Raw genomic sequence first — 23,494 nt, 5'->3', positions numbered from 1 at the left:
TCATTTATTCTACCGAATACTACTGTTATTAATGAGTAAGCAGCCAGATCCGCATTATGAAAACGAGCGCCTGAAAGCGTTGTATAGCTACAATATCCTGGACACTCCCCTTGAAGAAGAGTTTGATAAAATAACCGAACTGGCTTCCGCCATATGCGGCATGCCTGTTTCAGTGATCTCCCTTATAGATAAGGATCGGGTGTGGGTAAAATCCATAGTTGGAATGGAATCGGGGGAAAGCAGAAGGGATGAATCCATATGCACCTATACCATCCTTGATCACAAACACCTGGAAATAGAAGACGTTTCCCTCGATCCCAGGTTTGCTGATATTCCTGTTGTTACCGGCCCCGATCATATCCGGTTTTATGCCGGTTACCCCCTGGTAGATAAAGGTGGCTTTGCCCTGGGCGCTTTATGCGTATTGGACAGGAAACCTAATCATCTCACGGATACACAGCGCCATTCCCTGGAATTACTGGCAGATACTGTTGTTTCTTATATTTCCGACAAGAAGAAGAACCAGGAACTATACCAGTTTGAACAGCTGTTTAAGTTGTCCAACGATATGATCTGTATAGCCAGTACAGATGGGTTTTTCAAAAAGATCAATCCTGCTTTCACCAGGGTACTGGGTTTTGATGAGGCTTACATCCTGGAAACACCTATCCTGGATTTCGTACATCCGGATGATGTGGAAGGAGTGGCTAAAGAAGTGGACCGCCTGAATGAAGGTATATCCATGATCAATTTCACCCGCCGGTTTAAAACAAAGTCCGGAGACTATAAGCTATTGCAATGGGTGGCTAACCCGGAAGTAACAACCGGCGATATCTTTGCCATCGGAAGGGATATTACAGAAGAAAGGAATAAAGAGCATTTACTTGAGATCAGTGAAAATAAACTGAGCGCCTTTTTTGAACATTCACAGGGATTAATGTGTACGCATGACCTGGAAGGGAATTTTTTATCCGTGAATACAGCAGGAGCAGAATTGCTGGGTTTTACATTAGAAGAGATGTCCAGAAAGGGATTGACCGATATTATCCCGGAAAGCCATATCCCGGCATTCCATGCTTATCTCCGCACAATTGAAACAGTAGGTAAGGCCAGCGGACAAATGACCACCCTGCATAAAGATGGCTCTCCCCGCATATGGATGTTCAACAACATCATGGAGAAAGGAGTGAATGGTGAAGCGCCTTATGTGATTGCCAATGCTATTGATATTACGGAAAGGTATTTCCTGGAAAAAGATCTTGCCCGCACCAAAGAAATGCTGGAGCAAACGAGCCAGGTAGCCCGTGTGGGTGGCTGGGTGGCGGAAGTTTCCAAGGAAAAGATCTTCTGGACGGATATGACCAAGGCATTGCATGGTGTGCCGATGGATTTTGAACCTGATATGGATACAGCCATCCGGTTCTTCAAAAAAGGGGAAAGCCAGAACAGGGTCGTACGTGCGCTGAATGATGCCCTTACACAGGGGAAATCATGGGACCTGGAAGTGGAACTCATTACGGCGAAAGGGGAAGCCCGATGGGTCAGAACCCTGGGGAATGCAGAGTTTGAAGGAGGCTCCTGTAAACGGTTGTACGGCGCATACCAGGATATCAATCAGAAGAAGAGATCAGAGCTGGAAGTGACCAACTCCAGGAAATTACTGCGGGATGTATTGCAATCTGCTTCAGAAGTAAGCATCGTGGCAACAGACCGGAACGGCCGCATTACTTTATTTAACAGTGGTGCAGAACGCTTATTGGGGTATACGGAAGAAGAAGTGATCGGAAAGTTCATGCCTGACCTCTTGCACGATGAAGGAGAAGTAATGAGCAGGGCGAGCGAGCTTTCCCTTGAAACAGGAGAGCAGGTGGAGGGCATGCAGGTATTTGGATACATACCGGAAAAAGAAGGTTCTGAACAACGGGAATGGATCTATGTAAAGAAAGATGGCTCCCGCTGTATCGTATCGCTGGTAATGACGGCTATCCTGGATACGCGTAAGATTATTGTAGGGTACCTGGCAATTGCAACAGATATCACCAAACGAAAAAAGATGGAAGAAGCGCTGATCACCGCCAAATTACAGGCGGAGCAAATGAGCAGTGCCAAATCCGAATTCCTGGCCAATATGAGCCACGAGATCCGGACACCCCTCAACGGCATTATCGGCTTCACAGACCTGGTGATGAGGACCTCACTGGATGAAACGCAGCTGCAGTACCTCACTATTGTAAATCAGTCCGCCAGCATTCTGCTTAGCATCATCAATGATATCCTGGACCTTTCCAAGATCGAAGCCGGTAAACTGGAATTAAATATGGAACAGCTGGACCTGTTCAAGCTGGGCAGTGAGGCAACTGATATCATCTCCTACCAGGCACAAAGCAAAGGGCTGGATGTATTGTTTAATATTTCAGACGATCTGCCCAGGTTTATCATCGCAGATGGATTGCGGTTGAAACAGGTGCTGATGAACCTGCTGGGCAATGCCGTAAAATTCACGGAGAAAGGAGAAATTGAATTACGCATTTCCGCCATTACCGATCCTTATGACGACCAGATCACTTTTAAATTTGAAGTGAGGGATACCGGCATTGGTATCAAAACAGATAAACAGGAAAAGATCTTTGAAGCCTTTGCGCAGGAAGATACTTCAACCACAAAGAAGTATGGCGGTACCGGCATCGGGCTGGCTATTTCCAATAAGATCCTGGCACTGATGGGGAGCAGGTTACAACTGGTCAGTTACCCGGGTGGCGGCAGTACGTTCTACTTTTATGTTACCCTGGAAGCTGCCAGGGAAGCAAACTTACAGCCTGAAAGGGTAACAGTAAGCATGGAAAGTACGCCGTTGGAAGATGTAGCGGCAAATGTACTGGTGGTAGAGGATAACACGGTAAATATGCTGCTGACAAAAGTGATCATTCATAAACTCATGCCCCAGGCAAATATCATTGAGGCCGGCAATGGTTTGGATGCAGTGCAGATATGCCGTTTAAAAATGCCGGATATTATCCTGATGGATATTCAGATCCCTGAAATAAACGGCTATGAAGCTACCCGGCGCATCCGTTCGCTGGAAAGGGAAGGGCATGTGCCCATCATTGCTTTAACAGCAGGAAATATCAGTGGTGAAAAGGAAAAGTCGATCTCCGCAGGAATGGATGATTTCCTCTCCAAGCCCATTGTGCAGCATTCTCTGGCAGATATCCTTTGTAAATGGCTGGGAAGAAAAACACCGGTTATTGAAGAAGTAGTGCGCACAGGAAAGGAACAACATTTCAATGAAGAGGTATTGAAGGGATATCTTGGAGAAGATAATATCAGTAATGATATCCTGCTGCTCACAGCAAGTGAAATACGTAAATCATTTGAAACACTTGCGCAGCATGCGCAGGACCAGAACCTGAAAGGCATAAATGCTATCGGGCATAAATTATATGGTACTGCCGCCACAGTTGGATTAGAGATATTAGCCGGCTACGCCAGACAATTTGAATATCTTCCCTCATTTGAGGAAGCTGTTGTAAAGGAAATGCTGGCTAAAGCCACCACTGAACTAACACTTGTACTGGATATTATTCACCAGAGAATCGCCGGCGGAAAATGAATATACCAAAACTTCACTTCTGGATCCCCGCATTTAACAGGTTCCTGTTATTGTCATGCCTGTGGCTGATCATCATCCTGCTGTTACGGGCAACAGACCTTTTTAGCATTGGCAATTTCCCTGTTGCGCCCGGCCCTCTCATTGCAAACGCTATGTGGGCGGACTTCCTGACATTCCTGAGCATGGTACGCTGGATAGCTGTTCCTTTTGTACTGCTCTATATGTTTGTGAACAGGAAAGCTGCGGATATCTTTTACCTCCTGCTGATCAGTTTATATGTATTGATCAGTTTTGGATTGAACCTGTATTTTCATCAGGCCAATGTGCCGCTGGGGGCAGACGTTTTTGGCTATTCTGTGAAAGATATCAAACAAACTGTAGGAGCTGCAGCCGGCGGATTACCTGTTTCCACCATCATCGCATTGGCCGTAGTGGTTGTTTTTTCAACTGCCGCCATTATCCTGTTTACACGGTTGCAGATACGGGGAGACAGGAGGGGGTTCTGGTTTGTGTTAGGATGTATCATCCTTTTCCGGGTGCCGTTCTCCACATCGCTCACGCATAATCAGCTCCGGTCTGAATATGCAGCGAATATCGCCCTTAATAAAACAGGCTTTTTCCTCACCAGGGCACAGCAGTATTTTTTTTCTGCTGATCAATCCGCTCTGCCGGACACCAGCTATGTAGCTGCTGTACAATATCCCTTTCTGCATAATGCAGGTACAGACAATGTGCTGGCGCCCTATTTTCAATCTGCGAACGGCCGACCGCCCAACATAGTGATCGTACTGGTGGAAGGCCTTGGCAGAGCATTTTCCGGCCAGGATGCTTATCTCGGAAGCTTTACACCTTTCCTGGATTCTTTATCGCAACACAGTCTTTATTGGGAAAATTTCCTGAGCGGAGGCGGCAGAACGTTTGCCGTATTGCCCTCCTTACTGGGCTCCCTGCCTTTTGCGAAGAATGGTTTTGCAGAGCTGGCACCGCAATTGCCCAACTCCCTTACTTTGCTGAACATCGCTAAACACAATGGTTACCGCACCCGGTTCCTGTACGCCGGAGATGCCGGGTTTGATAAAATGGACCTTTTTGCAAAAGATCAATCCATAGACACTATTATCGATAAAGGGAACTTTGGTAACGGCTATGAATTATTGCCTGTCAACAGCGGAGGTTTTACATGGGGGTACTCTGATGCCGCCCTGTTCTCAAAATACCTGGACGTTACGCCATCAGATACTTTGCAGCCAAGGCTGGATGTAATGCTTACAGTATCTACCCATTCTCCCTTTATGATCCCTGATCAGGCATATTATGATGAACTGGCAGAAAAGCGAATACAGGCGCTTGCTTTATCAAAAGAACAACAGCTGGAACATCTGCAGTATAAAACAATATATGCTTCGGTCTTATACATGGATAATGCCTTACGTAATTTCTTCAGGGCACTGGCTGCAAGGCCGGATTATCAAAATACCATCGTGCTCATCACGGGAGATCACCGTTTGCCGGAAATACCCATGCGTTCTAAATTAGACAGGTATCACACCATGCTCATGGTACATTCACCATTATTGGAACGTGCCGCAAAGTTTTCTTCCGTTTCTTCCCACCTGGATGTTGCTCCGGCTTTAACAGCCTATCTTGGCGGATTTCCGGGATTCAGAACACCCTCCCTTGTTACATGGATAGGTAATGGATTGGATACGGCGCGGGCATTCAGGAACATACATCATTATCCATTGATGCAAACAAAGAATGATTTGGTGGATTTCGTATCCGGTACCTGGATGCTGAATAGCGATAACCTTTTCAGGATCCTTCCAAATCTTGACCTGGAGCCCGTTACAGACACTGAAAAGTTACAGCAGTTGAAAGCCGGCTTTAATAACTTCCGTCAAAAGAACAACCAGTTCCTGCAAACGCAGCAACTGATCCCCGATTCTTTATATAAACAGTTTGTTCCCTGATCAGAACCTGCGCATCAGGCTGATACCGATATTGAGTTGGTTCCCGTAGGTGTCCGGCCGGTATTCTTCATAATACCAGGTGCCATTGATACCTATGATGTTCTGTTTTGCAAAGGTGCGCTGCCAGGCCAGGTTTAATTTGTAGGTCATCAGGCTGTTGTTGATCTCATAGTTGATATTATTGCGCTGATCATCCGGAGAAATACCCGTACCCACTCCCAGCGTGATAAAATCGTCTGCCCCGGCCGTATAATAGCGGGTAGTAAAGTTGAAAGACTTAGAAAGGTTATCCTCTCCCGGTGTAAGATAAGTACGGAGGTTGAACCAGAAATTGCTGAGGTACTTTCCCACAGAAGCTGTATATACCCAGGTAGAACCGGAGAAATACAGGTAACGGAAGCCCAGCTCTGCTTCAAAGCTGCGGGGCAGATTGGCATAAAGTGAAAAACCTGCGCGGTAGCGTGGAAAGATGTCATTGCCGGAATAACCAAGGCCCACGTAGGAATAGAAAGTATTGGAGATCCTGGGATAAGCTTCCAGCTCTCCCTGTACGCCGCCTTCTCCGAATTTACTGGCATAGTTGATACGCCCCAGTACAGTTCCTATAGCTGTTTGCCTGGCATAGCTGAAGCTTAACATATGCCATGGCTGATCAAATCTTTTATCGAAATATGTATAGTCGTAACTGAGATCTATTTTGTTCTTGCGCACCTGGTCCCGGATACTGCTCAATAGAGCACGCGCTGCGGCATTTCCGGGATTGATGCCTAAAAGCATATTGGCCATATTGGCTGCTTCCGGAAGTTGTTTCAGGGAAGCCAGTACTTTGGATTTCCGTAATAACAGTTCTTCTGAGCGCGGATGATATTCCAGCCCCTTATTCACCAGTTCAAGCGCTTTCCCGGGCTGATCGTTCCAGTATTCCAGGTCGGCGGCAGCCACATAAACATCTTCATAAGCCGGCTCCTTTTGCAGGATATACTGGAATTCGGTACGGGCGCTATCCGTTTTATCACTCCAGGTATATACACGACCAAGGAATACACGGATGTCAGAATAATCAGGACTCTTAACTAAAGCCAGCCTGGAAAGCCGTATAGCTTCCGGGTAATCCTTCCTGTCGAAAGCCGCTTTACGGGCTTCCTGGAAAAGTTCATCAGAAGAACGGTTGTCCTGTGCAGTAACATTCAGCGTAATAAAGCAGGTAAATACGATCAGGTATAAAGCCCTCATAACAGTAGGATACGGTTTGAAAATAAATCTACTTAAAATATAGCATATTATTCGGTTACAAGCTCTTCTTATTCAAGGGAATATTCTATATTTAGGATAGACTATATCCTACCACGATGAAAATACTTATTGCTGAAGATGATAACCTCATCCGCAAAACGATCGAGATCAAGCTGGCAAAAGATGGTTATGAAATTATTTCCTGTTCGGAAGGAAATACTGCAATGGACAGTATCAGGGAAGAAATGCCGGATATCGTACTTACAGATATTATGCTGCCTTCTGTGTCAGGACTGGAAATTGTGAGTGCAGTGAAAGATATCACAGCTAAACAGATCAAGGTGATCGTATTATCTACCATGGGGCAGGAGAATATCGTGGAGGAAGCATTTCGCCTGGGCGCAGATGATTACATGACCAAACCTTTCAGCCTTTCAGAACTTTCTATCAGGGTAAAAAAGCTGATTCATTCCAAATAGCCAAATAGCATATATCCTTGAAACAACCTGACACTATTCCCCCGGATACCTTATATGCGTATACGCTCTTTTTTGTGGCGCTGATCATTATCATCCTGATAGCTACACATTTGCGGCTTTCTGTCCGCAAAAAACATTTTCTCCTGGAAAAGAAGGTACAGGAATTCTTTGATCAATGGCTCAGTAATATGCTGCTGGATGATTTTTCAGGAGGTATAGCTGTGGAGGTCCCTGAAGGATTAAAAGATATCCGGAAAAATAAGATCGCCCGTCAATATGCCATCAACCAGCTTATTAATACAAAAAAGAGCCTCATAGGCATCGCTTCCCGCAATGTGGTTTACCTCTATGAGCAGCTGGGATTGAAAACAAGTTCACTCCGGAAGTTTAACAGCAGGATCTGGCATAAAAAGGCAAAAGGTATCTATGAGCTCTATATGATGGAGCAGAAAGATCTAAAGGACCGTATCCTGCGTTATACCAATAGCAGTAATGAATATATCAGGCAGGAAGCGCAAACAGCTGTGCTGGCTTTCTCTGGCTTTGAGGGCCTTTCTTTCCTCAACAACCTTACCCGGCCGATGAACACCTGGCAACAGGTAAAGCTGCTGGAACAGCTGGAACCGCTTGATCCGGGGCACCTGGAACCATTGGAGAACTGGTTGCTCTCTGAAAATAACAGCGTGGTGGTCTTTGCATTAAAGCTTGCGGAGATCTATCAGCAATATCATCTCAAAGAAGCTGTAACGGCATGTTTGCAGCATCCAAAAGAAAAAGTAAGAACACAGGCCATCAAAACCCTTATGCACATAGGAGATGAGCATACCGCACAGATACTGGTGGAAAAATATGCCACGGAAACCGTCGTTAACAGAACTGCCATCCTGCAGGCACTGGAAAACATCGCTACTGATCAGCAGAAAGCATTTCTTGAAAATGAGCTGGAAAGCGGTAATACTTCCATTCAGCTGCAGGTAGCGCGGGTGATGGCAAAGTGCTGCACAAACGGAATGGCTGAGCTGCAGCACAAACCCGGATTTCAACAGATATTCCTTCATATTAAAAGCGAAATGGCAAGATGAACTTCGTGGATATACTTATATATGTTATCATAACGGCCATATTCCTGTATTCAGTGGCGCTGATCGTTTTTTATGTGTTCATTGGCGTAAACTCCATCGGGGAAACAAGACAATACCTGAATAAAAACGATTTTACCGATTACCGCCTGCTGGCTTCTTCCCCGCATGCACCAACAGTAAGTATACTCGCCCCTGCCTATAATGAAGGCGCTACCATTGTGGAGAATGTAAGATCACTTCTTTCCCTGTACTATAATAAGCTGGAGCTTGTAGTGATCAATGATGGAAGTAAAGACGACAGCCTGCAAAAGCTCATTGATGCCTATAAACTGGAGAAGGTTGATTTCTTTGTGAACTACAGCATTCCCACGCAACAGGTAAAAGCAGTGTATAAAACCAGGCATCCTGCCTATAATAAACTTGTGGTAGTGGATAAAGTAAATGGGGGGAAGGCCGATGCGCTGAATGTAGGGATCAATATTGCCAGCCATGATTATATCGTTTGCATAGATGCTGATTGTATACTGGAACATGATGCCATCCTCAAAATGGTAAAACCTTTCCTGGAAGAAGGAGAAGCCAGGGTGATCGCATCAGGCGGGGTGATCCGTATTGCCAATTCCTGTGAGGTTAAGAACGGCAGGCTTACGCGTGTTTATTTACCGGAGAATTACTGGGCCAGGATGCAGGCCCTGGAATACATACGTGCCTTCCTGTTAGGCCGAATGGCCTGGACGCGGCTGGATGGATTGCTGCTGATCTCCGGTGCCTTTGGAGCTTTTGACAAGGAGATTGCTATTAAGTGCGGTGGTTACAGCACGGAAACGGTAGGGGAGGACATGGAGCTGGTAGTTCGGATGAGACGTTATATGCATGAACAGGATCTTCCCTACACAGTAACTTATATTCCCGATCCCCTCTGCTGGACCGAAGCGCCCGAAACCACTAACATATTGAGCCGTCAACGTAACCGCTGGACACGGGGAACCATTGAAACACTCCGTTCTCATAAAAAGATCTTTCTCAATCCCCGTTATGATCTGCTGGGCGTACTGAGCTATCCCTACTGGTTATTGTTTGAAATGCTGGCCCCACTGATAGAGTTTGCCGGTTTTATCGTATTCCTGATACTGGCCGGAATGGGATTGATCAACTGGCATATGTTCTTTGCTTTTTTATTGTTTATTATTTCATTCGGTTATCTCAATTCCATTTTTGCTATTTACATGGAAGTAAGCACCTACAATCAATACAGGCGGAAAAGAGAAGTGAGGAGGCTGATCCTTGCAGCCCTTACTGAACCTTTTATTTTTCATCCCTTTGTAGTATGGGCAGGTATCAGGGGGTATTTTGATTTCCTGCGTAAACGCAAGGCCTGGGGTGAAATGACGAGGAAGGGATTTACCAAAGCGGCATCATAAATGAAACGCTGGGAATTATTGTTACCGATTCCGAAGGAAAGATAATACTCGCCAATCCTTTCAATGTATGCAGTGATCTTAATTCAGAAAGAAAACAAATATGAATGGCCCGAAGTTCCTTAATACACGAAGGCCCAGTTTGATGTGAGTTTTAATACTGTTCTTGCTGATACCCAGGGAATGGGCGGCCTCTTCATAGGTCATGCCTTCCTGGTAAATGAGATGGAAAGCCCTGAGGCGTTGCGGACTTAGAAGGGATAATAGTTTCTGTAATTTTTTGTCTACCTGCCTCGCATCGTGCAGGTCAGGCGTTTCCCAGGTGTCAGAGATCATCACCCGTGAAAAATTCAAGCGCTTTTCGTTCGTTTTTTTATTCTTCTCCAGCAGGTTGAAACAGTAATTACGCAGAGAAGTGTTCAGATAAGATTTAAGGTTCTTTACATGCCCCCATCCTTTAAAATCCAGAAGTTTGCAAAACACATCCTGTACAGCTTCTTCAGCTTCGGTAGTGTCTTTCAGAATATAGTCTGCATGTGCCCAGAGTACCTTGTAGTATTTCTCATACATCCAGGTAAAAGCCTCCATGTTTTTCTTATGCAGTTCCTGTACAATAATATTGTCGTCCATGTGCTAACAGTTGCCGGAAATAAACTAAATGGTTTGAGAGTTAAGCACAGCTGGAGAAAAAGAGAAGTAGATTTTGCATTCTTACTACTGCTATATTACAAAATATACACTTTATGACGATGCTGTTTGCTGTTAAAGACTGGTTAACAACGATGGGTATACGTGTAACATTAACATGTATAACTGGCAGGGATATGTTAATCAAACATTGTTTTATAAAAATTATTCCCCCTGCGGTTGTTAAAACCGATCTTATTCTGGAATAACCCCCGGTCATATGGACAAAAATGAAATACTTGACCTGCTCATTAGAAAGCATTACGGTTTGATTTCTGAAACGGAAGAGGTTGATTTACAACAGGTACTTGCATCCGATAGCGATGCAAGGGCTATGCTGCTGGAGGTGCAGAATCACCCCAACGAAAAGATCCTGGACCTGATGAAAAAAATGAACCTGGCAGATGCCGCCTTACACATCAGCGTCAAATACCAGGTTATGTTAGCACATAAGGATATACGATAAACCTATTTCAAACGATTCCTCTCCACTCCCTCTTTAGTGATCACCACGGGTTTGATGAACCCCTGTTCATCAAAATACATCCTCTCTATACAGGTTTCCCTGGAATTAGCCCCCGTTTCCGTTAAAGGCCTCCTGTGATATACAATATACCAACTGTTGTTTTTGGTAACATGGATCACGGAATGATGCCCCGCGCCTTTTGCGATGGTAGAGTCCTGCTGCAGGATCTTATCTACCCTTTTGAAAGGGCCCAGCGGAGAATCAGCAATGGCATAGGCTACACTGTAATCAGGGCCTGTCCATCCTCCTTCTGACCACATGAAATAATATTTACCGTCTTTGATGAACATAAACGGTCCTTCCACATATTTATCAGGTGTGATCTCTTTAAATACACTGCCATCCTCAAAAGGAATAAAGCCGGTGAAATCCTTGTTCAACTTTGCGATATTACAATGCCGCCAGCCACCATAGATCAGGTAATACTGCCCGTCCTTATCATGGAACACAAACTGGTCAATGGGCTGTGCTTTGTTATGGAATTTATCGATCAGGGGTTTGCCCAGATGGTCCTTATAAGGCCCCTGTGGTTTATCCGCTACGGCAACGCCTATACCACCCAATTCGGAATCCTTCTGGATATCGTTGGCCCCAAAGAAGAGATAGTATTTTTTGTCTTTTTCTATGATAGAAGGTGCCCACATGGCCCGTTTAGCCCATTTGACGGCACTGGTGTCCAGGATGCGGCTGTGTTTCGTCCATTTGACCAGGTCCGGAGAGGAAAAAGCGTCAAAAAACACCTGTTTATTATAAGGAGCAGAGAAAGTAGGGTAGATCCAGTATTGTTTATTGAATATAATACCCTCAGGATCTGCATACCAGCCCGGGAAAACCGGATTGCCTGCTTTTTGTGCGTTGGCGGAAAAGGTCAGAACAGCTAAAATGGCCCACAGGAAAATACGCTTCATCATGATAAAATTTCCGAAATATAAGGCCAATTCAGTAAATCTCTTCTGCTAAAATTGATGTCCGCATTAGCCCCGGAGCTCAGTAATTCCGTATGAAGGCAAACCCGAAAATATTGAATTCCCCACTACCCTTGGCCACCAGGAAGAGGTCGTGCACCCCCATGGCATGCCTTAACTGACCGGTTAATTTTATATTAAAAGTGGTATCTGCCGTGTCCGGGATCTTAAGGGACCCTATCTTTTTCCCCTTGGGTTTATCTATCCTGAATTCCAGGGTAGGGGCTGCCTTTCCCTTGATGTTACTGGAGATGGTTACCTCAAAGCCTATTTCCCCCATGCTCAGGTTCACCTGCCGGAATCCCAGGTAGGTACCCTCTTTCATCAGGTATTTCGTTTCCTGGTCTTTAGGTTGAGTTGCAGGAACGAGCTGACCTCTTGCCGGGAAAGCAAATAAAATGGATATAGCTACAATCGCAGCTAACACAAGAGGCTTCATAGGATGCGGTACGATTTCTAATGTTTATTACATAAAGATAATTAATAATGTTTAGTTTCAGATGTATCTATGCCATTATTAAAAAAACATTTATCTTTCTGCCATAAAATCTATTATCAACCACTGAACAAAGTTCCCACCGCACTTTGTTCCAACGTCATGAAATCTGTAGTAAAAGGACTTCTTCCAGTTATTTTCAGCCTGCTTTTCGTCAAAGCTTCAATTGCGCAATCCCATGGGTTGATATTTTCTTCATTTGAAGTAGTGCAGGAAAAAAGGACTTCACTGGACCTTGGCGCTGGAACTCCCCAATGCCTGGGGGAAGATTTTGAACTGGCTTTTGACCTCTCTTTCCTTCCTGAACATCCCGCCTATTTTGGCTATGTTTTCCGGCTGATCAATGCCCGCCACCAGAATATCGACCTCCTTTACAGTCCAAGAGAGGGTGGTTTCAATGTGGTTTTCGGAGAATCCATGACCGGTATTGGCTTTAAAACAGACAGCGCCAGCCTGGCGGACCAGTGGCACCGTTTAAAATTACGGGTGAACAAAGGGGAGATCTCTTTTCATGTGAATGGTAAACTGGTCAGCAAAGCCAAAGTGGAATTGAAAGATGATTGTTTCCGCATTGTTTTTGGTGCCTGTAATGAACCGGAGTTCAAATCTACAGACCTGCCACCTATGCAGGTCAGGAATATCAGTATCGCTATCAACCAGAAAACTAAATATTTCTGGCCCCTGCGGGAAACCAAAGGTTACGTTTCTGTTGACAGCCTGCGGGACAAAAAAGCGAATGTCACCAATCCCATCTGGATCACTCCGCTCTACCAACAATGGCAGGCTGTATATAATAAAAACGTAAAAGGAAATGCCACCGTAGCTTTTGATGCTGCCCGGGAAGAAGTAGTAGTCACCGCAAAGGATTCCATTTATCGTTTCCTGGTAAAGAACGGCACTATGCAAACAACCGCCATCCTTTCACCGGAACATTTTCTGTTGAGAGGTAGTTTGTCTTTCATACACCCTGAAACCCATCAGCTCTATAATTTTTATCTTGATAAACAATGGGCCACGCCATTCCGGGAAGAACAGCAAACCTGGGAGCAGCCTTTTCCCGCAGCAGATGTAACGGAATACTGGCATGCCAATAAATTCTATTTCCCTGCACCGGGCAGGTTATATGTTTTAGGCGGATACGGCCAGCTCACTTACAAGAACAAGATCCATACCTACAACTTCATTTCCCATAAATGGGATAGCGTACAGGTAAAGGGCGATCCCTACACACCCAGATACCTGGCTGCATTAGGCACAAAGGGAGATGATGTATATATATTAGGTGGTTACGGAAGCACCACAGGCGAACAGATCCTCAATCCAAAATACCTGTACGACCTGCTGCGCTTTGATCCCAAAGCCCATACCATCAAAAAGATCTTCACCCTGGACACACCGAAGGACGCATTTGTGTTTGCGAATTCCATGATCATCATCGATGATCACTATTATGCACTCAATTACCCTAAGGACCGTTTTGATTCAAGATTACAATTGATCAGAGGCTCGCTGAAGAATAACCAATACCAGGCCCTGGGCGATACCATCCCCTATGCTTTTAAAGACAACCGCTCTTACGCAGACCTCTACTATTGCGCAAACAGTAAGAAACTGATTGCCGTTACCTTACTCACAGAAGATAATAAAGCCACTGATGTAAAGATCTATACCATCGCTTTCCCTCCCAATGCATTGATCCCTGCCACCCGTTCCCATGCGGTGATCAAAGTGAACTGGTGGTATTACCCCGTGGGTTTATTATTACTGGCATTTGCACTCTGGCTCTCTTTTAGAAAAAGAGAAAGGAAGAGAAGGGTAAAAGCAACACTTCCTGAGCCGGAAAAAGTAGTGAAGCACAAAGAACGTCCTTCTGTTTTCCTCTTCGGCAACTTTAGTGTAACGGATGCAGAAGGAGTGGATATCACCCGGCAGTTCACACCATTATTAAAGGAATTGTTCCTGTTAATAATGATCTACTCCGTAAAATACGGCCATGGCATTTCCGTGGAAAACCTGAACGAGATCCTCTGGAATGATAAATCAGACAAGGCCGCAAAGAATAACCGTTCTGTTAATATGCTCAAGCTCAAAACCATTTTGGAAAAGCTGGGCAACTGTTCCTTTAAAAAGGAATCGGGTAAATGGGTATTCCAATATCCGCCGGAAGAGATCTATATAGACCTCGCTATCTTTTACGAACTGGCCCGGAACAGGGAAGGGATTAACAAAGACCAGATCCGCCAGCTTTTACAGATCGTTAGCAGGGGGGCCTTCCTTCACCAGACGGAATATACCTGGCTGGATGATATTAAATCAGACATCTCCGGCAAAGTGCTGGATGTATTAATATATGCGGGTTCTACATTAACCACACCCGCCGATGCAGAATTACTGATCGAGATCGCAAATGCCATCTTCAATTTTGACCAGGTCAACGAGCAGGCCCTGCAGATGAAATGTAAAACCCTGAATGCCCTTGGCCGTCACTCCATTGCCAGGAATACCTATGAAAAGTTTGCCAAAGACTATCGGCATATGTACGATGAAGACTTCCCCCAAAGCTTTAATGAGATCCTTCATTAATGCATTAATTAGTTAGTATTCAGGAAATTAATTTGGGGTTAATCCTTTATTAAACCCCCTATTAAGCCCGTGCCTGTTACTTTGCAGCATACTATTTTTCCACGAAACGCTTCCACGATGAAAAAGAGATCCTTATCCCGGAATCTTACCATTTATTTATCGTTCCTCCTGTTTCCTGCATTCGCATTTGCCCAGAAAGCGACCGTGAAAGGAAAAGTAATGGACGAGAACAATCAACCACTCCCGGGTGCGGCAGTGTACATTAAAGGTACCGGCACCGGCGTACTTTCCTCAGACGATGGATCGTATACGATCCAGGTCCCTGACCTTGCAAAAAGTATCCTCGTAGCCAGCTACACCGGATACTTCTCCAAAGAATCTATCGCCACCGGCGGTACCCTCAATTTTTCCCTCCTTCGGAATGCCGTGAAACTGAAAGATGTGGAAGTGGTTTCGGCATTGGGTTTATCCCGCCAAAGCAAAACAATCGGTTATTCACAGCAGTCCATCGATCCGGAACGTTTAACGGAAGCCCGCGATGTGAACATTGCCAGTGCGCTCGCCGGAAAAGTTGCCGGTATGCAGGTAACCACCACAGGCCAGCCAACAGGTTCCGTAAGGATCGTGATCCGTGGCGACAATTCCATTACCGGTAACAACCAACCCCTCTGGGTAGTAGATGGTGTACCCATCGACAACTCCATGGGCGATGGCCGTAACAACCTGGACTATGGAAACGGCGCCGCAGACCTCAACCCGGACGACATTGCCAACATCGAAGTGCTGAAAGGTCCGAATGCTGCCGCGCTTTATGGTTCCAAAGCAGCGAACGGTGCCATCCTTATCACTACCAAAAAAGGAAAGAGTAAAGAAGATGGCTCCCTGGGCGTAAGCGTAAACCAGAACATGATGTGGTACACCATTTCCGAATATCCTGCATACCAGAATGTGTATGGAGAAGGAAATGCATTCCGCACGGTACAGAACACCAATAGCATTATCCCCGGAACAAATGCCATCAATATGGGAACCAATACCCGCAGCTGGGGGGCACCCATGTTAGGCCAGCCTTATAATGGATATGATGGTAAACCGCATGGATTTTATCCGCAGCCAAATAATATCAAGGACCTGTATCAAAGCAGTTTTACCAATATCACCAATGTATCTGTGGGTAAATCTGATGAACGTTCAAACTTCCGCGCTTCCTATACTTATACGGATGGGAACGATGTACTGGCAAAACAGAACATGCGGAAGAAACACAACTTCAATCTCAGCAGCAGCCGCAGGCTCGGTAAAAAAGTAAACCTGGATGCCCGTTTGCTGTACACATTGGATAAAGTAAAGAACCGCACATTCCGTAACATGGATGCCCAAAGCCCCATGAATGCCTACATCTATATGTTGCGCAGTATTGACGAAAAAGCACTCACCCCATGGAGAGATGCTGCCGGCAATGCTTTCTCTTATGGTGCACAGGGAGACGGATATGAAAATCCCTATTGGGCCATCTATGAAAATGAGAATGAAGATATCAAACACCGTGTCATAGGAGGTACGACCCTCACCGTAGATATCATGGAAGGATTGAAGTTCCGGGGGCAGATCTCTACAGACCTCACCTTTGGGAGTGGTTTTGTATACAGGGAACCCGGTTCCCGTCAGAGCAAACTAGGTTCTTATTCACAGTTCACACAGCAGAACCAGAACTGGAATATGGAAGGCATGTTCATGTACACAAAGAAGTGGGGGAAGGAATTCAGTCTGAATGCCAACCTGGGTACCAACTTCATGCAGGGGAACCAGTTATTCCGCCAGCAAGCTGTTTCTTCTCTCCTCAATCACGACATGCCCAGCATCTCTAACAGCAACGCCTACCCTGTAGCCAGTGAAAACCTGGTGCGTAATAAAACAAATTCCGTTTACGGTTCCACCACTTTAGGTTTTCGTGATTTCCTGTTCGTGGATATTACCGGTCGTAACGACTGGTCTTCCACCTTGCCGGAAAATAACCGCTCTTTCTTTTACCCTTCGGTAAGCGGCAGTTTCGTATTCACACAATTCCTGCCGGAAGACCAGAAAATTATCAATTATGGTAAACTGCGTGCTTCCTGGGCAAAGGTGGGTAATGATGCAGGTGCTTATTCCTTACAATCCATGTTTGCCTATGGCGGTTTATTCCTCGGCAACCCATGGCTGGATTTTGAGAACCTGCGTAAAAACCCTAACCTGAAACCGGAACAGACCACTTCCCGGGAAATAGGGCTGGACCTCTCTTTCTTTGCTGACCGTATCAATATCTCTACCTCTGTTTACAGATCGAATACAGTGGACCAGATCATGCGCGCGCAGGTAGCCCGCGAAACAGGTTTCACGGAAGAGATCGTGAATGCAGGAGAGATCCAGAACACCGGGGTGGAATTATCTATCAAAGCCACGCCCATCAAATCAAAAAAGTTTAGCTGGGATGTATTGCTCAACTGGTCTACGAATAAGAACCTGGTTGTATCCCTCACACCCGGTGTGAACCGCTACACCTTAGGCAGCTGGTTTGTAATGACCTCCAATGCAGAAGTAGGTAAACCTTATGGTGTATTGAGAGGGAACTCCGCTTACTATTCCGGTGATACAATGATGATCAATGCTTCTACCGGCCGCCCTTACTTTGAACCCAACGGTTATCTCGGGAATTTCCGGCCGGACTGGATAGGATCCATCGGCAATACTTTCAGATATAAAGGATTTGACCTCAGCTTCCTCGTAACAGTGAAATGGGGAGGTGATATTTATTCCGTATCCAATCACAAAGCAAATGTTACCGGTAATACCATTCAGAGTTTACTGGGCCGGGAAGATTTTTACTACAGTAGTCTCATCTTAGGTGAATCAGGAGATGAACAGAATGGTATTGGTTTGTTTGGCAACGCCTACCAGGATAAGAACCGGCCAAAAGGAATTAAATACCCGGGCTATAATCCTGTGCTGAATGCACAAGGTGCCCCCGTGATAGGTAAAGACGGAAGGTACATTGCCCTCAAACCAAACGAATCCTGGCAATCACCGCAAGCCTATTGGCAGAATATGGACAATGACATGGGCAATAACCTCTTTGATGCTTCCAATATCCGCCTGAGTGAAGTAGTGATGGGGTATAATTTAAATGCCAACTGGTTCCGCAACAAATTCATCAGAGGCGCGAGAGTAGCAGTGGTGGGAAGGAACCTCTGGACCATCATGAAAAATACGCCCAGGGGTATTGATCCTGAAGCAGCCAATACTACCGGCAATGCGCAGGGTATTGAGCAGGGAGGATCTTTCCCTTATGCTACCTATGGTGTGGACCTGAAATTTAATTTCTAAAAATCGGAACATGAAAAATCTGTGTTATCTGCTTATTATCATGTTAACAGGCTTTTCCTGTACAAAGTCTTTTAACAGAACAAATATCAATCCGAACCAGTTTGAAAATGCCACGCCGGAAGCGATCATTGAAGGTTCCATCAAAAGGACCAGTGATCTGCTGGCTAATGCCAATATGGATTATCACTGGACCACTTCGCATCTCTTATGCATTGGCGGAGGCTCTTCCCGTTATGGTGTGGGAGCGGATGGTTTTTGGGAACAATCCTATGTGGAAATACTGGGCAACCTCAGTCAGCTGGACAAAAAATACAGCACTGCAGAAGGGTTTAACAATAAAGTACAGATAGGCCGTATCTGGCAGGCTTATGTATATTCTATCCTGGTAGGTACCTATGGGCCTATCCCCATGCAGAATGCTTTGAAACCAGAGGCAGGTTCATCTATCCTGTTTGATGATGAAGATGTAGTGTATACAAATATCCTTACCATGCTGAAGGACGCCGCAGATAAGATAGATGTGACGAAAGATAAGCTCAGCTACGATGTATTGTATACCGGCGACCTGGTCAAATGGAAGAAGTTTGCCAACACCCTCCGTTTAAAGATTGCGCTGCGCTGCCAGAAGAACCTGGGAGCGGTTGCCCGCACACACATCACGGAAGTGATGCAGGCAGAAGCCAATACCATCAGTGCAGAAACTGAAACGGCGAAGATGGGCTACGAGAATATTGACGGTAACCAAAGTCCTTACTTTATCCGATATGTACGCAACTCATTTACGCAGGACATAGCCCCCAAGATGAGCGATTATATCTTTACCTGGTTCCGGTCGTACAACGATCCCCGTTTAAGTGCTTACTATGATTCTGTGCCTGCTGTAAACCGTTTTTTGCTGCAGGATACGCTTACCAGTACTTTAGATGATTCCCTCCGTATCGTCACCTACAGGATCCCTTATTTCGGTTTACCCAAAGCACCCCGGCTATTACCGGGATGGGGTTTAACCAGTGATCCGGTAGGAGGGTTGAACATCCTTACCTATTCTGATCCTAAAAAAACGTTTCTGCTTACCGCAGAAAAACCTTTCATCCATCTCTCCTATGCAGAGGCTATGTTCATGAAAGCAGAAGCTGCAAAACTAGGACTGGGGGGAGCGCAAACAGCAGAGCAATATTATAATGCCGGTATAGATGCCAACTTTGCTAACTGGGGTATTACAGGTGCAGCGGCCACCAATTATAAGAATCAGAATGGAGTGAAGTTCGGCACATCTGCTACAGGATATTATAACTACCTGGGCCTGGTGAACACCAATATCCCGGAAGACGATCTGTTTAAGATCTGGCTGCAGCAATGGATCAACTATTATCCTGATGGAGGTTTTGATACCTGGTGCCTGGAAAGAAGAACGCGTGTGCTGGAACTTCCTCCGCATACTAATCCTGCTAACCAGTTTATCAATGCTACCTTCTCTTTGTTGCCCAACAGATGGGTATATCCTACTACCGTGCTGAATTATAACACACCTGGTTATAATGATGCCGTAGCTAAACTGGGTGGGGATGAAAGAAGTCCGTATGTTAATCTGAGCTTCCTGCAACCCTTGCCCAACAAAGATTGGAATACCCAAACCGCTGTATTGAATTTTGGATTCGTACAACATTGGTATGGTACCACTATTCAATCCCTGCAGAACAATGGGATTGCTTACACCCTTATCAGAACTTATAAATAACTGAATGATGAAGAAGCTATTGATATACGCAGGAATGATCTCCCTGGCAGCCTGTACAAAGGATGATGGCCCTAAAGCGGAAGATCATTTTATGAATTACGAGATCCCGGAAGTGCCGGTTACGGAGAATTACGTGGTAGGCGCCTTCTATTATGAACTGGGTAGTTTCAATGCCAATATAAAAGAAGAGCCGGTAGTAGGGAAGTATACCATGCCCAACGGCGTAGTACAACCGGCTATTATGACCAAACACCTGGAATATGCCACCAAAGCAGGGATCGATTATTTTCTGTTCTCTGCCCGTTCCGCACTCAGGGATAATGGCGCATTCAGAAGAGATTCTACCATCATTAAATCCTACCTGGATAATTCAGCTGCCTCCAATGTAAAGTTTGCCGTTACCTATAATCTCAATAACGGAACATATGGAATAAGCGCCACCGCCCCGCTGGAAAAGGATGCCCTGAAACTGGAACAGTTCATGCAGGACTTTGAAAGGTTAACTTACCTCTTCAGTAGTCCTCAGTACATGGAAGTAGATGGCAAGAAACTGCTCTACATCACCAATGCCCAGAACTTATTTTCTGATAATAACAAATCCATCTATACCGCCCTCCGTGCACGCATAAAAGCCAAAGGTTTTGATGTATACATTGTAGGCATGCAGGACAGATGGACACCCCCGGCCCGTTACTTTTTCCGTTACAAGGAATGTGTAGATGCCATCTATCACCAAAACTTCCGTCCTGATGGGTTTGACAGGTTCTACCTGTTGCCGCAGATGATCAATGAGAACTGGAAGTATTCTAAAAAGTATTACAAGGATAACTGGAATGTGGAATATGTGGCGAATGTGTTCCCTGCTTATAACTGGCTGATCACTGCCCCTACGAGTCTCAACCCTAACGTGGAAAGGAAGGATAATGGAGCAATGTTCAAAAAGATGTGTAACGTAGCCAAAATGAATGCCAGTACTGCCAACAAGCTGATCCTGATAGATTCCTTCAATAAATGGGATGAAGATCTGCAGATTGAACCGGCTAAAAGTTATGGTGAGTTATACCTTGATATTGTGAGAACGCAGTTTAAGAAATAGCACTAAAAAGGCTGACCATTTGGTCAGCCTTTTTAGTTTACAAGTATTTTTTCTAAATAAAAACCTTCTCGAAGCCCTAAAAAACCATTCGCAATCCCCAAAACAGTCATTCCTCCAAAAAGAAAAAACCATTCGCAAATCCCAAAACAGTCATTCCCCAAAAAGAAAAAATCCCTCGCAATCCCCAAAACAGCCATTCCCCCAAAAAGAAAAAATCCCTCGCAACTCCAAAAAACAACCATCTCCTCAAAAGAAAAAAAAACTCCGCCCTCTGCTGCGCGGCAAGGTTTCCGCCTGAAAAAAGAACTAATTCAATCCTCCCTCCGCTCTTGCAAAACCCACCTGGCTCCTATAGATCTGCGGAGACACATTCACATTGTTCTTAAAAAACCTCGAGAAATAATATTCATCATCAAACCCCAGTTCAAAAGCAATCGCCTTCACTGGTTTGGAGGTGAGGTACAACTCCCGCTTCGCCTCACTAATGATCCTTTCAGAGATCATACTCGTCAATGTTTTGTTGAAATGCGTTTTAGTGATCTTAGCCAGTGCTTTGGCAGAGATATTCAATAAACCCGCATAATCACTCGCAGAATGTTTCTCCTTAAAATTCGCTTCTATTGCATCCTTTAACTTCTGTAATACAAATGGTCCTTCAGGCAGGTCCGCCTGCTCCCGTGCATCACCTGTAAACTGAAGCCTTGAACGGGAAGCCGTGATCAGGAAGATCTTCAGATAGGAGGAAAGCAATTCATGCTGCGCCAATGCTTCTTCTTTCAATTCCTCCCGCATCTGATCAATGATCAGGAGTAGTTTCGCCGTTTCAGCCGGCTCCAGGTGATGGAAAGGCGGCTGGTAGATATTGTTGAACAATATGCCATTACAGGCCACTTCATTGTGATGTTTGTAGATACAGAAAAAGTCGGGGTGAAAATGAACAAGGAATCCTTTACAATCCTTCATTTCCAACTGAAAGGGCTGATAAAGCGCCAGGCAGATCAACGCATTTTCCCTCACATCATAACTGGACAATTCTGCATGTAACTTCGCTTCCCCTTCCGTGATCAGGATCATACTGTAATAGCTCATTCTTTGCAGTTCCTGTAAATGAGGACTGTCTTCCAGCCTGACCACTTTAAAAGCCAGGTGCTTCGATAACTGATTGATCAGTGTATAAGTATGTGCGGGCATCATGGCAATATTACGTTATTTAAACTTTCGTTCCTCCGCAGAGATCGCAAGATCATTGATACTGGCAAAACGTTTGCGCATTAACCCTTCTTCATCAAATTCCCATAACTCATTGCCGTAACTGCGGAACCATTGTCCGGCTTTATCATGCCATTCATACTCAAAACGAACGGCCATCCTGTTTTCCCGGAATCCCCAGAGTTCTTTCTTCAGGCGGTAATCCAGTTCCTTTTCCCATTTCTTTTGCAGGAAAGCTTTTACCTGTTCCCGTCCGTTGATAAATTCTGTTCTGTTGCGCCATTCTGTGTCTAAAGAGTAGGCAAGGCATACCTTTTCAGGATCTTTACTGTTCCAGGCATCTTCTGCCAATTGCACCTTCTGCAGGGCAGTTTCGTAAGTGAAAGGAGGTTTGATCATATTTGCTGTTTTTAGTTTAATTCAGGGACAGGAGGGAAGTCGACAGGCACTTCTGTAAGATTATGCAGGTAGTTGAGGGCTGTTTTATCAGCGATCAAAAGGAGCAGGTCTACTAGGTTTCCTTTGTTGTAACCCGCTTCAAAGAATGCCTCCAGGTTAGCAGCTGCGGCATGGCCTTTATTTTCCGTAAGGTCCTTTGCCAGTTGTACCAGGGCATGTGTTTTCGGGATCGTGCTTTGGCCTTTGCGGAGCAGGAGTATTTCTTCTTCCGAAAAACCATTCAACTTACCCAGCATGGTATGGGCGCTGAGGCAATATTTGCAACTATTCACCTGGCTCACCACAAGGTTCACTGCTTCTTTTTCTTTGTTGGAAAGAGAGGTAGGAGCATTCTGAAAAGCGAGGAATCTGCTTAGTGCATTTTCAGAATAGGCCAGGGTGGCATACAGATTAGGCACCATACCCAATGCTTTTTTAAGTGTATCAAAGCTTTGCTGACTGCTTGCGGATACTTCTTCTCTAACAGGAACTTTAAAAGTTGTCATTGTTTGTTGTTTTTGATAGCACAAAGTTGCCCCGAAAAGAACTGCAGGAAAATGGAGAAATGACGCCAGGGGATGGACGATTTTTCCCGGTTATT

General features: G+C 45.1%; 17 protein-coding genes. 10 read left to right on the top strand and 7 right to left on the bottom strand.

Annotated elements, in window-relative coordinates; translation table 11 throughout:
• Window positions 1-31 precede the first annotated feature (31 nt).
• A complete protein-coding gene (locus AAHN97_RS15875) occupies window positions 32-3,610 on the top strand; it encodes a PAS domain S-box protein (protein ID WP_343303033.1) in 3,579 nt (1,192 codons plus the stop codon).
• A complete protein-coding gene (locus AAHN97_RS15870; RefSeq protein WP_343303032.1) occupies window positions 3,607-5,580 on the top strand; it encodes an LTA synthase family protein in 1,974 nt (657 codons plus the stop codon). The genes AAHN97_RS15875 and AAHN97_RS15870 overlap by 4 nt, the downstream gene beginning before the upstream one ends.
• Here the strand turns inward: AAHN97_RS15870 and AAHN97_RS15865 are convergent, their stop codons facing one another.
• Entirely contained in the window at window positions 5,581-6,813 is a 1,233-nt protein-coding gene (locus AAHN97_RS15865) for a YaiO family outer membrane beta-barrel protein (RefSeq protein WP_343303031.1), read from the bottom strand.
• A 116-nt stretch (window positions 6,814-6,929) separates the two neighbouring features.
• Here AAHN97_RS15865 and AAHN97_RS15860 point away from each other — a divergent pair, with 116 nt between their 5' ends.
• Genes AAHN97_RS15860 through AAHN97_RS15850 form a run of 3 tightly spaced genes read left to right on the top strand, consistent with a single transcriptional unit; the run spans window position 6,930 to window position 9,795 of the window.
• Window positions 6,930-7,292, top strand: coding sequence for a response regulator transcription factor (locus AAHN97_RS15860; RefSeq protein ID WP_343303030.1), 363 nt, complete (start codon window positions 6,930-6,932; stop codon window positions 7,290-7,292).
• A gap of 17 nt (window positions 7,293-7,309) precedes the next feature.
• Entirely contained in the window at window positions 7,310-8,374 is a 1,065-nt protein-coding gene (locus AAHN97_RS15855) for a HEAT repeat domain-containing protein (protein WP_343303029.1), read from the top strand.
• Window positions 8,371-9,795 (top strand): glycosyltransferase family 2 protein, encoded by a 1,425-nt coding sequence (locus AAHN97_RS15850; protein ID WP_430516946.1) that lies wholly within the window; start codon window positions 8,371-8,373, stop codon window positions 9,793-9,795. Before AAHN97_RS15855 ends, AAHN97_RS15850 begins: the two co-directional genes overlap by 4 nt.
• 78 nt (window positions 9,796-9,873) lie before the next feature.
• Here the strand turns inward: AAHN97_RS15850 and AAHN97_RS15845 are convergent, their stop codons facing one another.
• Window positions 9,874-10,422 (bottom strand): RNA polymerase sigma factor, encoded by a 549-nt coding sequence (locus AAHN97_RS15845; protein ID WP_343303027.1) that lies wholly within the window; start codon window positions 10,420-10,422, stop codon window positions 9,874-9,876.
• 277 nt (window positions 10,423-10,699) lie between these two features.
• Between AAHN97_RS15845 and AAHN97_RS15840 the strand changes: the two genes are divergently transcribed.
• Window positions 10,700-10,945, top strand: a complete 246-nt coding sequence (locus AAHN97_RS15840) for a hypothetical protein (protein WP_343303026.1) — start codon at window positions 10,700-10,702, stop codon at window positions 10,943-10,945.
• Window positions 10,946-10,947: 2 nt separating this feature from the next.
• On the opposite strand, the gene AAHN97_RS15835 is transcribed toward AAHN97_RS15840, so the two are convergent.
• Complete coding sequence (locus tag AAHN97_RS15835) at window positions 10,948-11,913, bottom strand: glycoside hydrolase family 43 protein (protein WP_343303025.1); 966 nt, start codon at window positions 11,911-11,913, stop codon at window positions 10,948-10,950.
• A 79-nt stretch (window positions 11,914-11,992) separates the two neighbouring features.
• Complete coding sequence (locus AAHN97_RS15830) at window positions 11,993-12,409, bottom strand: carbohydrate-binding protein (RefSeq protein WP_343303024.1); 417 nt, start codon at window positions 12,407-12,409, stop codon at window positions 11,993-11,995.
• Window positions 12,410-12,568: 159 nt separating this feature from the next.
• Between AAHN97_RS15830 and AAHN97_RS15825 the strand changes: the two genes are divergently transcribed.
• From AAHN97_RS15825 to AAHN97_RS15810, 4 genes are all read left to right on the top strand, one after another.
• Window positions 12,569-15,049, top strand: coding sequence for a hypothetical protein (locus tag AAHN97_RS15825; protein ID WP_343303023.1), 2,481 nt, complete (start codon window positions 12,569-12,571; stop codon window positions 15,047-15,049).
• Window positions 15,050-15,166: 117 nt separating this feature from the next.
• Complete coding sequence (locus AAHN97_RS15820; RefSeq protein WP_343303022.1) at window positions 15,167-18,412, top strand: SusC/RagA family TonB-linked outer membrane protein; 3,246 nt, start codon at window positions 15,167-15,169, stop codon at window positions 18,410-18,412.
• A gap of 10 nt (window positions 18,413-18,422) precedes the next feature.
• Entirely contained in the window at window positions 18,423-20,150 is a 1,728-nt protein-coding gene (locus tag AAHN97_RS15815; protein ID WP_343303021.1) for a SusD/RagB family nutrient-binding outer membrane lipoprotein, read from the top strand.
• 7 nt (window positions 20,151-20,157) lie between these two features.
• Window positions 20,158-21,246 carry a glycoside hydrolase family 99-like domain-containing protein gene (locus tag AAHN97_RS15810; protein ID WP_343303020.1) on the top strand — a complete coding sequence of 363 codons (1,089 nt, stop codon included), beginning with the start codon at window positions 20,158-20,160 and terminating at the stop codon, window positions 21,244-21,246.
• A gap of 306 nt (window positions 21,247-21,552) precedes the next feature.
• Here the strand turns inward: AAHN97_RS15810 and AAHN97_RS15805 are convergent, their stop codons facing one another.
• The 3 genes from AAHN97_RS15805 to AAHN97_RS15795 are packed head-to-tail and all read right to left on the bottom strand — an operon-like array spanning window position 21,553 to window position 23,399.
• Complete coding sequence (locus tag AAHN97_RS15805) at window positions 21,553-22,440, bottom strand: helix-turn-helix domain-containing protein (protein WP_343303018.1); 888 nt, start codon at window positions 22,438-22,440, stop codon at window positions 21,553-21,555.
• A 12-nt stretch (window positions 22,441-22,452) separates the two neighbouring features.
• A complete protein-coding gene (locus tag AAHN97_RS15800; RefSeq protein WP_343303017.1) occupies window positions 22,453-22,854 on the bottom strand; it encodes a nuclear transport factor 2 family protein in 402 nt (133 codons plus the stop codon).
• A gap of 11 nt (window positions 22,855-22,865) precedes the next feature.
• Entirely contained in the window at window positions 22,866-23,399 is a 534-nt protein-coding gene (locus tag AAHN97_RS15795) for a carboxymuconolactone decarboxylase family protein (RefSeq protein ID WP_343303016.1), read from the bottom strand.
• Window positions 23,400-23,494 lie beyond the last annotated feature (95 nt).

Source organism: Chitinophaga niabensis (assembly GCF_039545795.1).
In the GTDB taxonomy this organism is placed as follows: Bacteria; Bacteroidota; Bacteroidia; order Chitinophagales; family Chitinophagaceae; genus Chitinophaga; species Chitinophaga niabensis_B.
Note: the sequence above shows the minus strand (reverse complement) of the source record. Positions and strands in the feature narration are given on the sequence as shown.

Bases quoted from the DNA above. Each gene is read 5' to 3' on its own strand.
- AAHN97_RS15800 (WP_343303017.1), bottom strand. From the start codon at position 22,854: ATGATCAAACCTCCTTTCACTTACGAAACTGCCCTGCAGAAGGTGCAA.
- AAHN97_RS15805 (WP_343303018.1), bottom strand. From the start codon at position 22,440: ATGATGCCCGCACATACTTATACACTGATCAATCAGTTATCGAAGCAC.
- AAHN97_RS15815 (WP_343303021.1), top strand. From the start codon at position 18,423: ATGAAAAATCTGTGTTATCTGCTTATTATCATGTTAACAGGCTTTTCC.
- AAHN97_RS15835 (WP_343303025.1), bottom strand. From the start codon at position 11,913: ATGAAGCGTATTTTCCTGTGGGCCATTTTAGCTGTTCTGACCTTTTCC.
- AAHN97_RS15795 (WP_343303016.1), bottom strand. From the start codon at position 23,399: ATGACAACTTTTAAAGTTCCTGTTAGAGAAGAAGTATCCGCAAGCAGT.
- AAHN97_RS15875 (WP_343303033.1), top strand. From the start codon at position 32: ATGAGTAAGCAGCCAGATCCGCATTATGAAAACGAGCGCCTGAAAGCG.
- AAHN97_RS15870 (WP_343303032.1), top strand. From the start codon at position 3,607: ATGAATATACCAAAACTTCACTTCTGGATCCCCGCATTTAACAGGTTC.
- AAHN97_RS15860 (WP_343303030.1), top strand. From the start codon at position 6,930: ATGAAAATACTTATTGCTGAAGATGATAACCTCATCCGCAAAACGATC.
- AAHN97_RS15830 (WP_343303024.1), bottom strand. From the start codon at position 12,409: ATGAAGCCTCTTGTGTTAGCTGCGATTGTAGCTATATCCATTTTATTT.
- AAHN97_RS15845 (WP_343303027.1), bottom strand. From the start codon at position 10,422: ATGGACGACAATATTATTGTACAGGAACTGCATAAGAAAAACATGGAG.
- AAHN97_RS15865 (WP_343303031.1), bottom strand. From the start codon at position 6,813: ATGAGGGCTTTATACCTGATCGTATTTACCTGCTTTATTACGCTGAAT.
- AAHN97_RS15840 (WP_343303026.1), top strand. From the start codon at position 10,700: ATGGACAAAAATGAAATACTTGACCTGCTCATTAGAAAGCATTACGGT.
- AAHN97_RS15820 (WP_343303022.1), top strand. From the start codon at position 15,167: ATGAAAAAGAGATCCTTATCCCGGAATCTTACCATTTATTTATCGTTC.
- AAHN97_RS15850 (WP_430516946.1), top strand. From the start codon at position 8,371: ATGAACTTCGTGGATATACTTATATATGTTATCATAACGGCCATATTC.
- AAHN97_RS15810 (WP_343303020.1), top strand. From the start codon at position 20,158: ATGAAGAAGCTATTGATATACGCAGGAATGATCTCCCTGGCAGCCTGT.
- AAHN97_RS15825 (WP_343303023.1), top strand. From the start codon at position 12,569: ATGAAATCTGTAGTAAAAGGACTTCTTCCAGTTATTTTCAGCCTGCTT.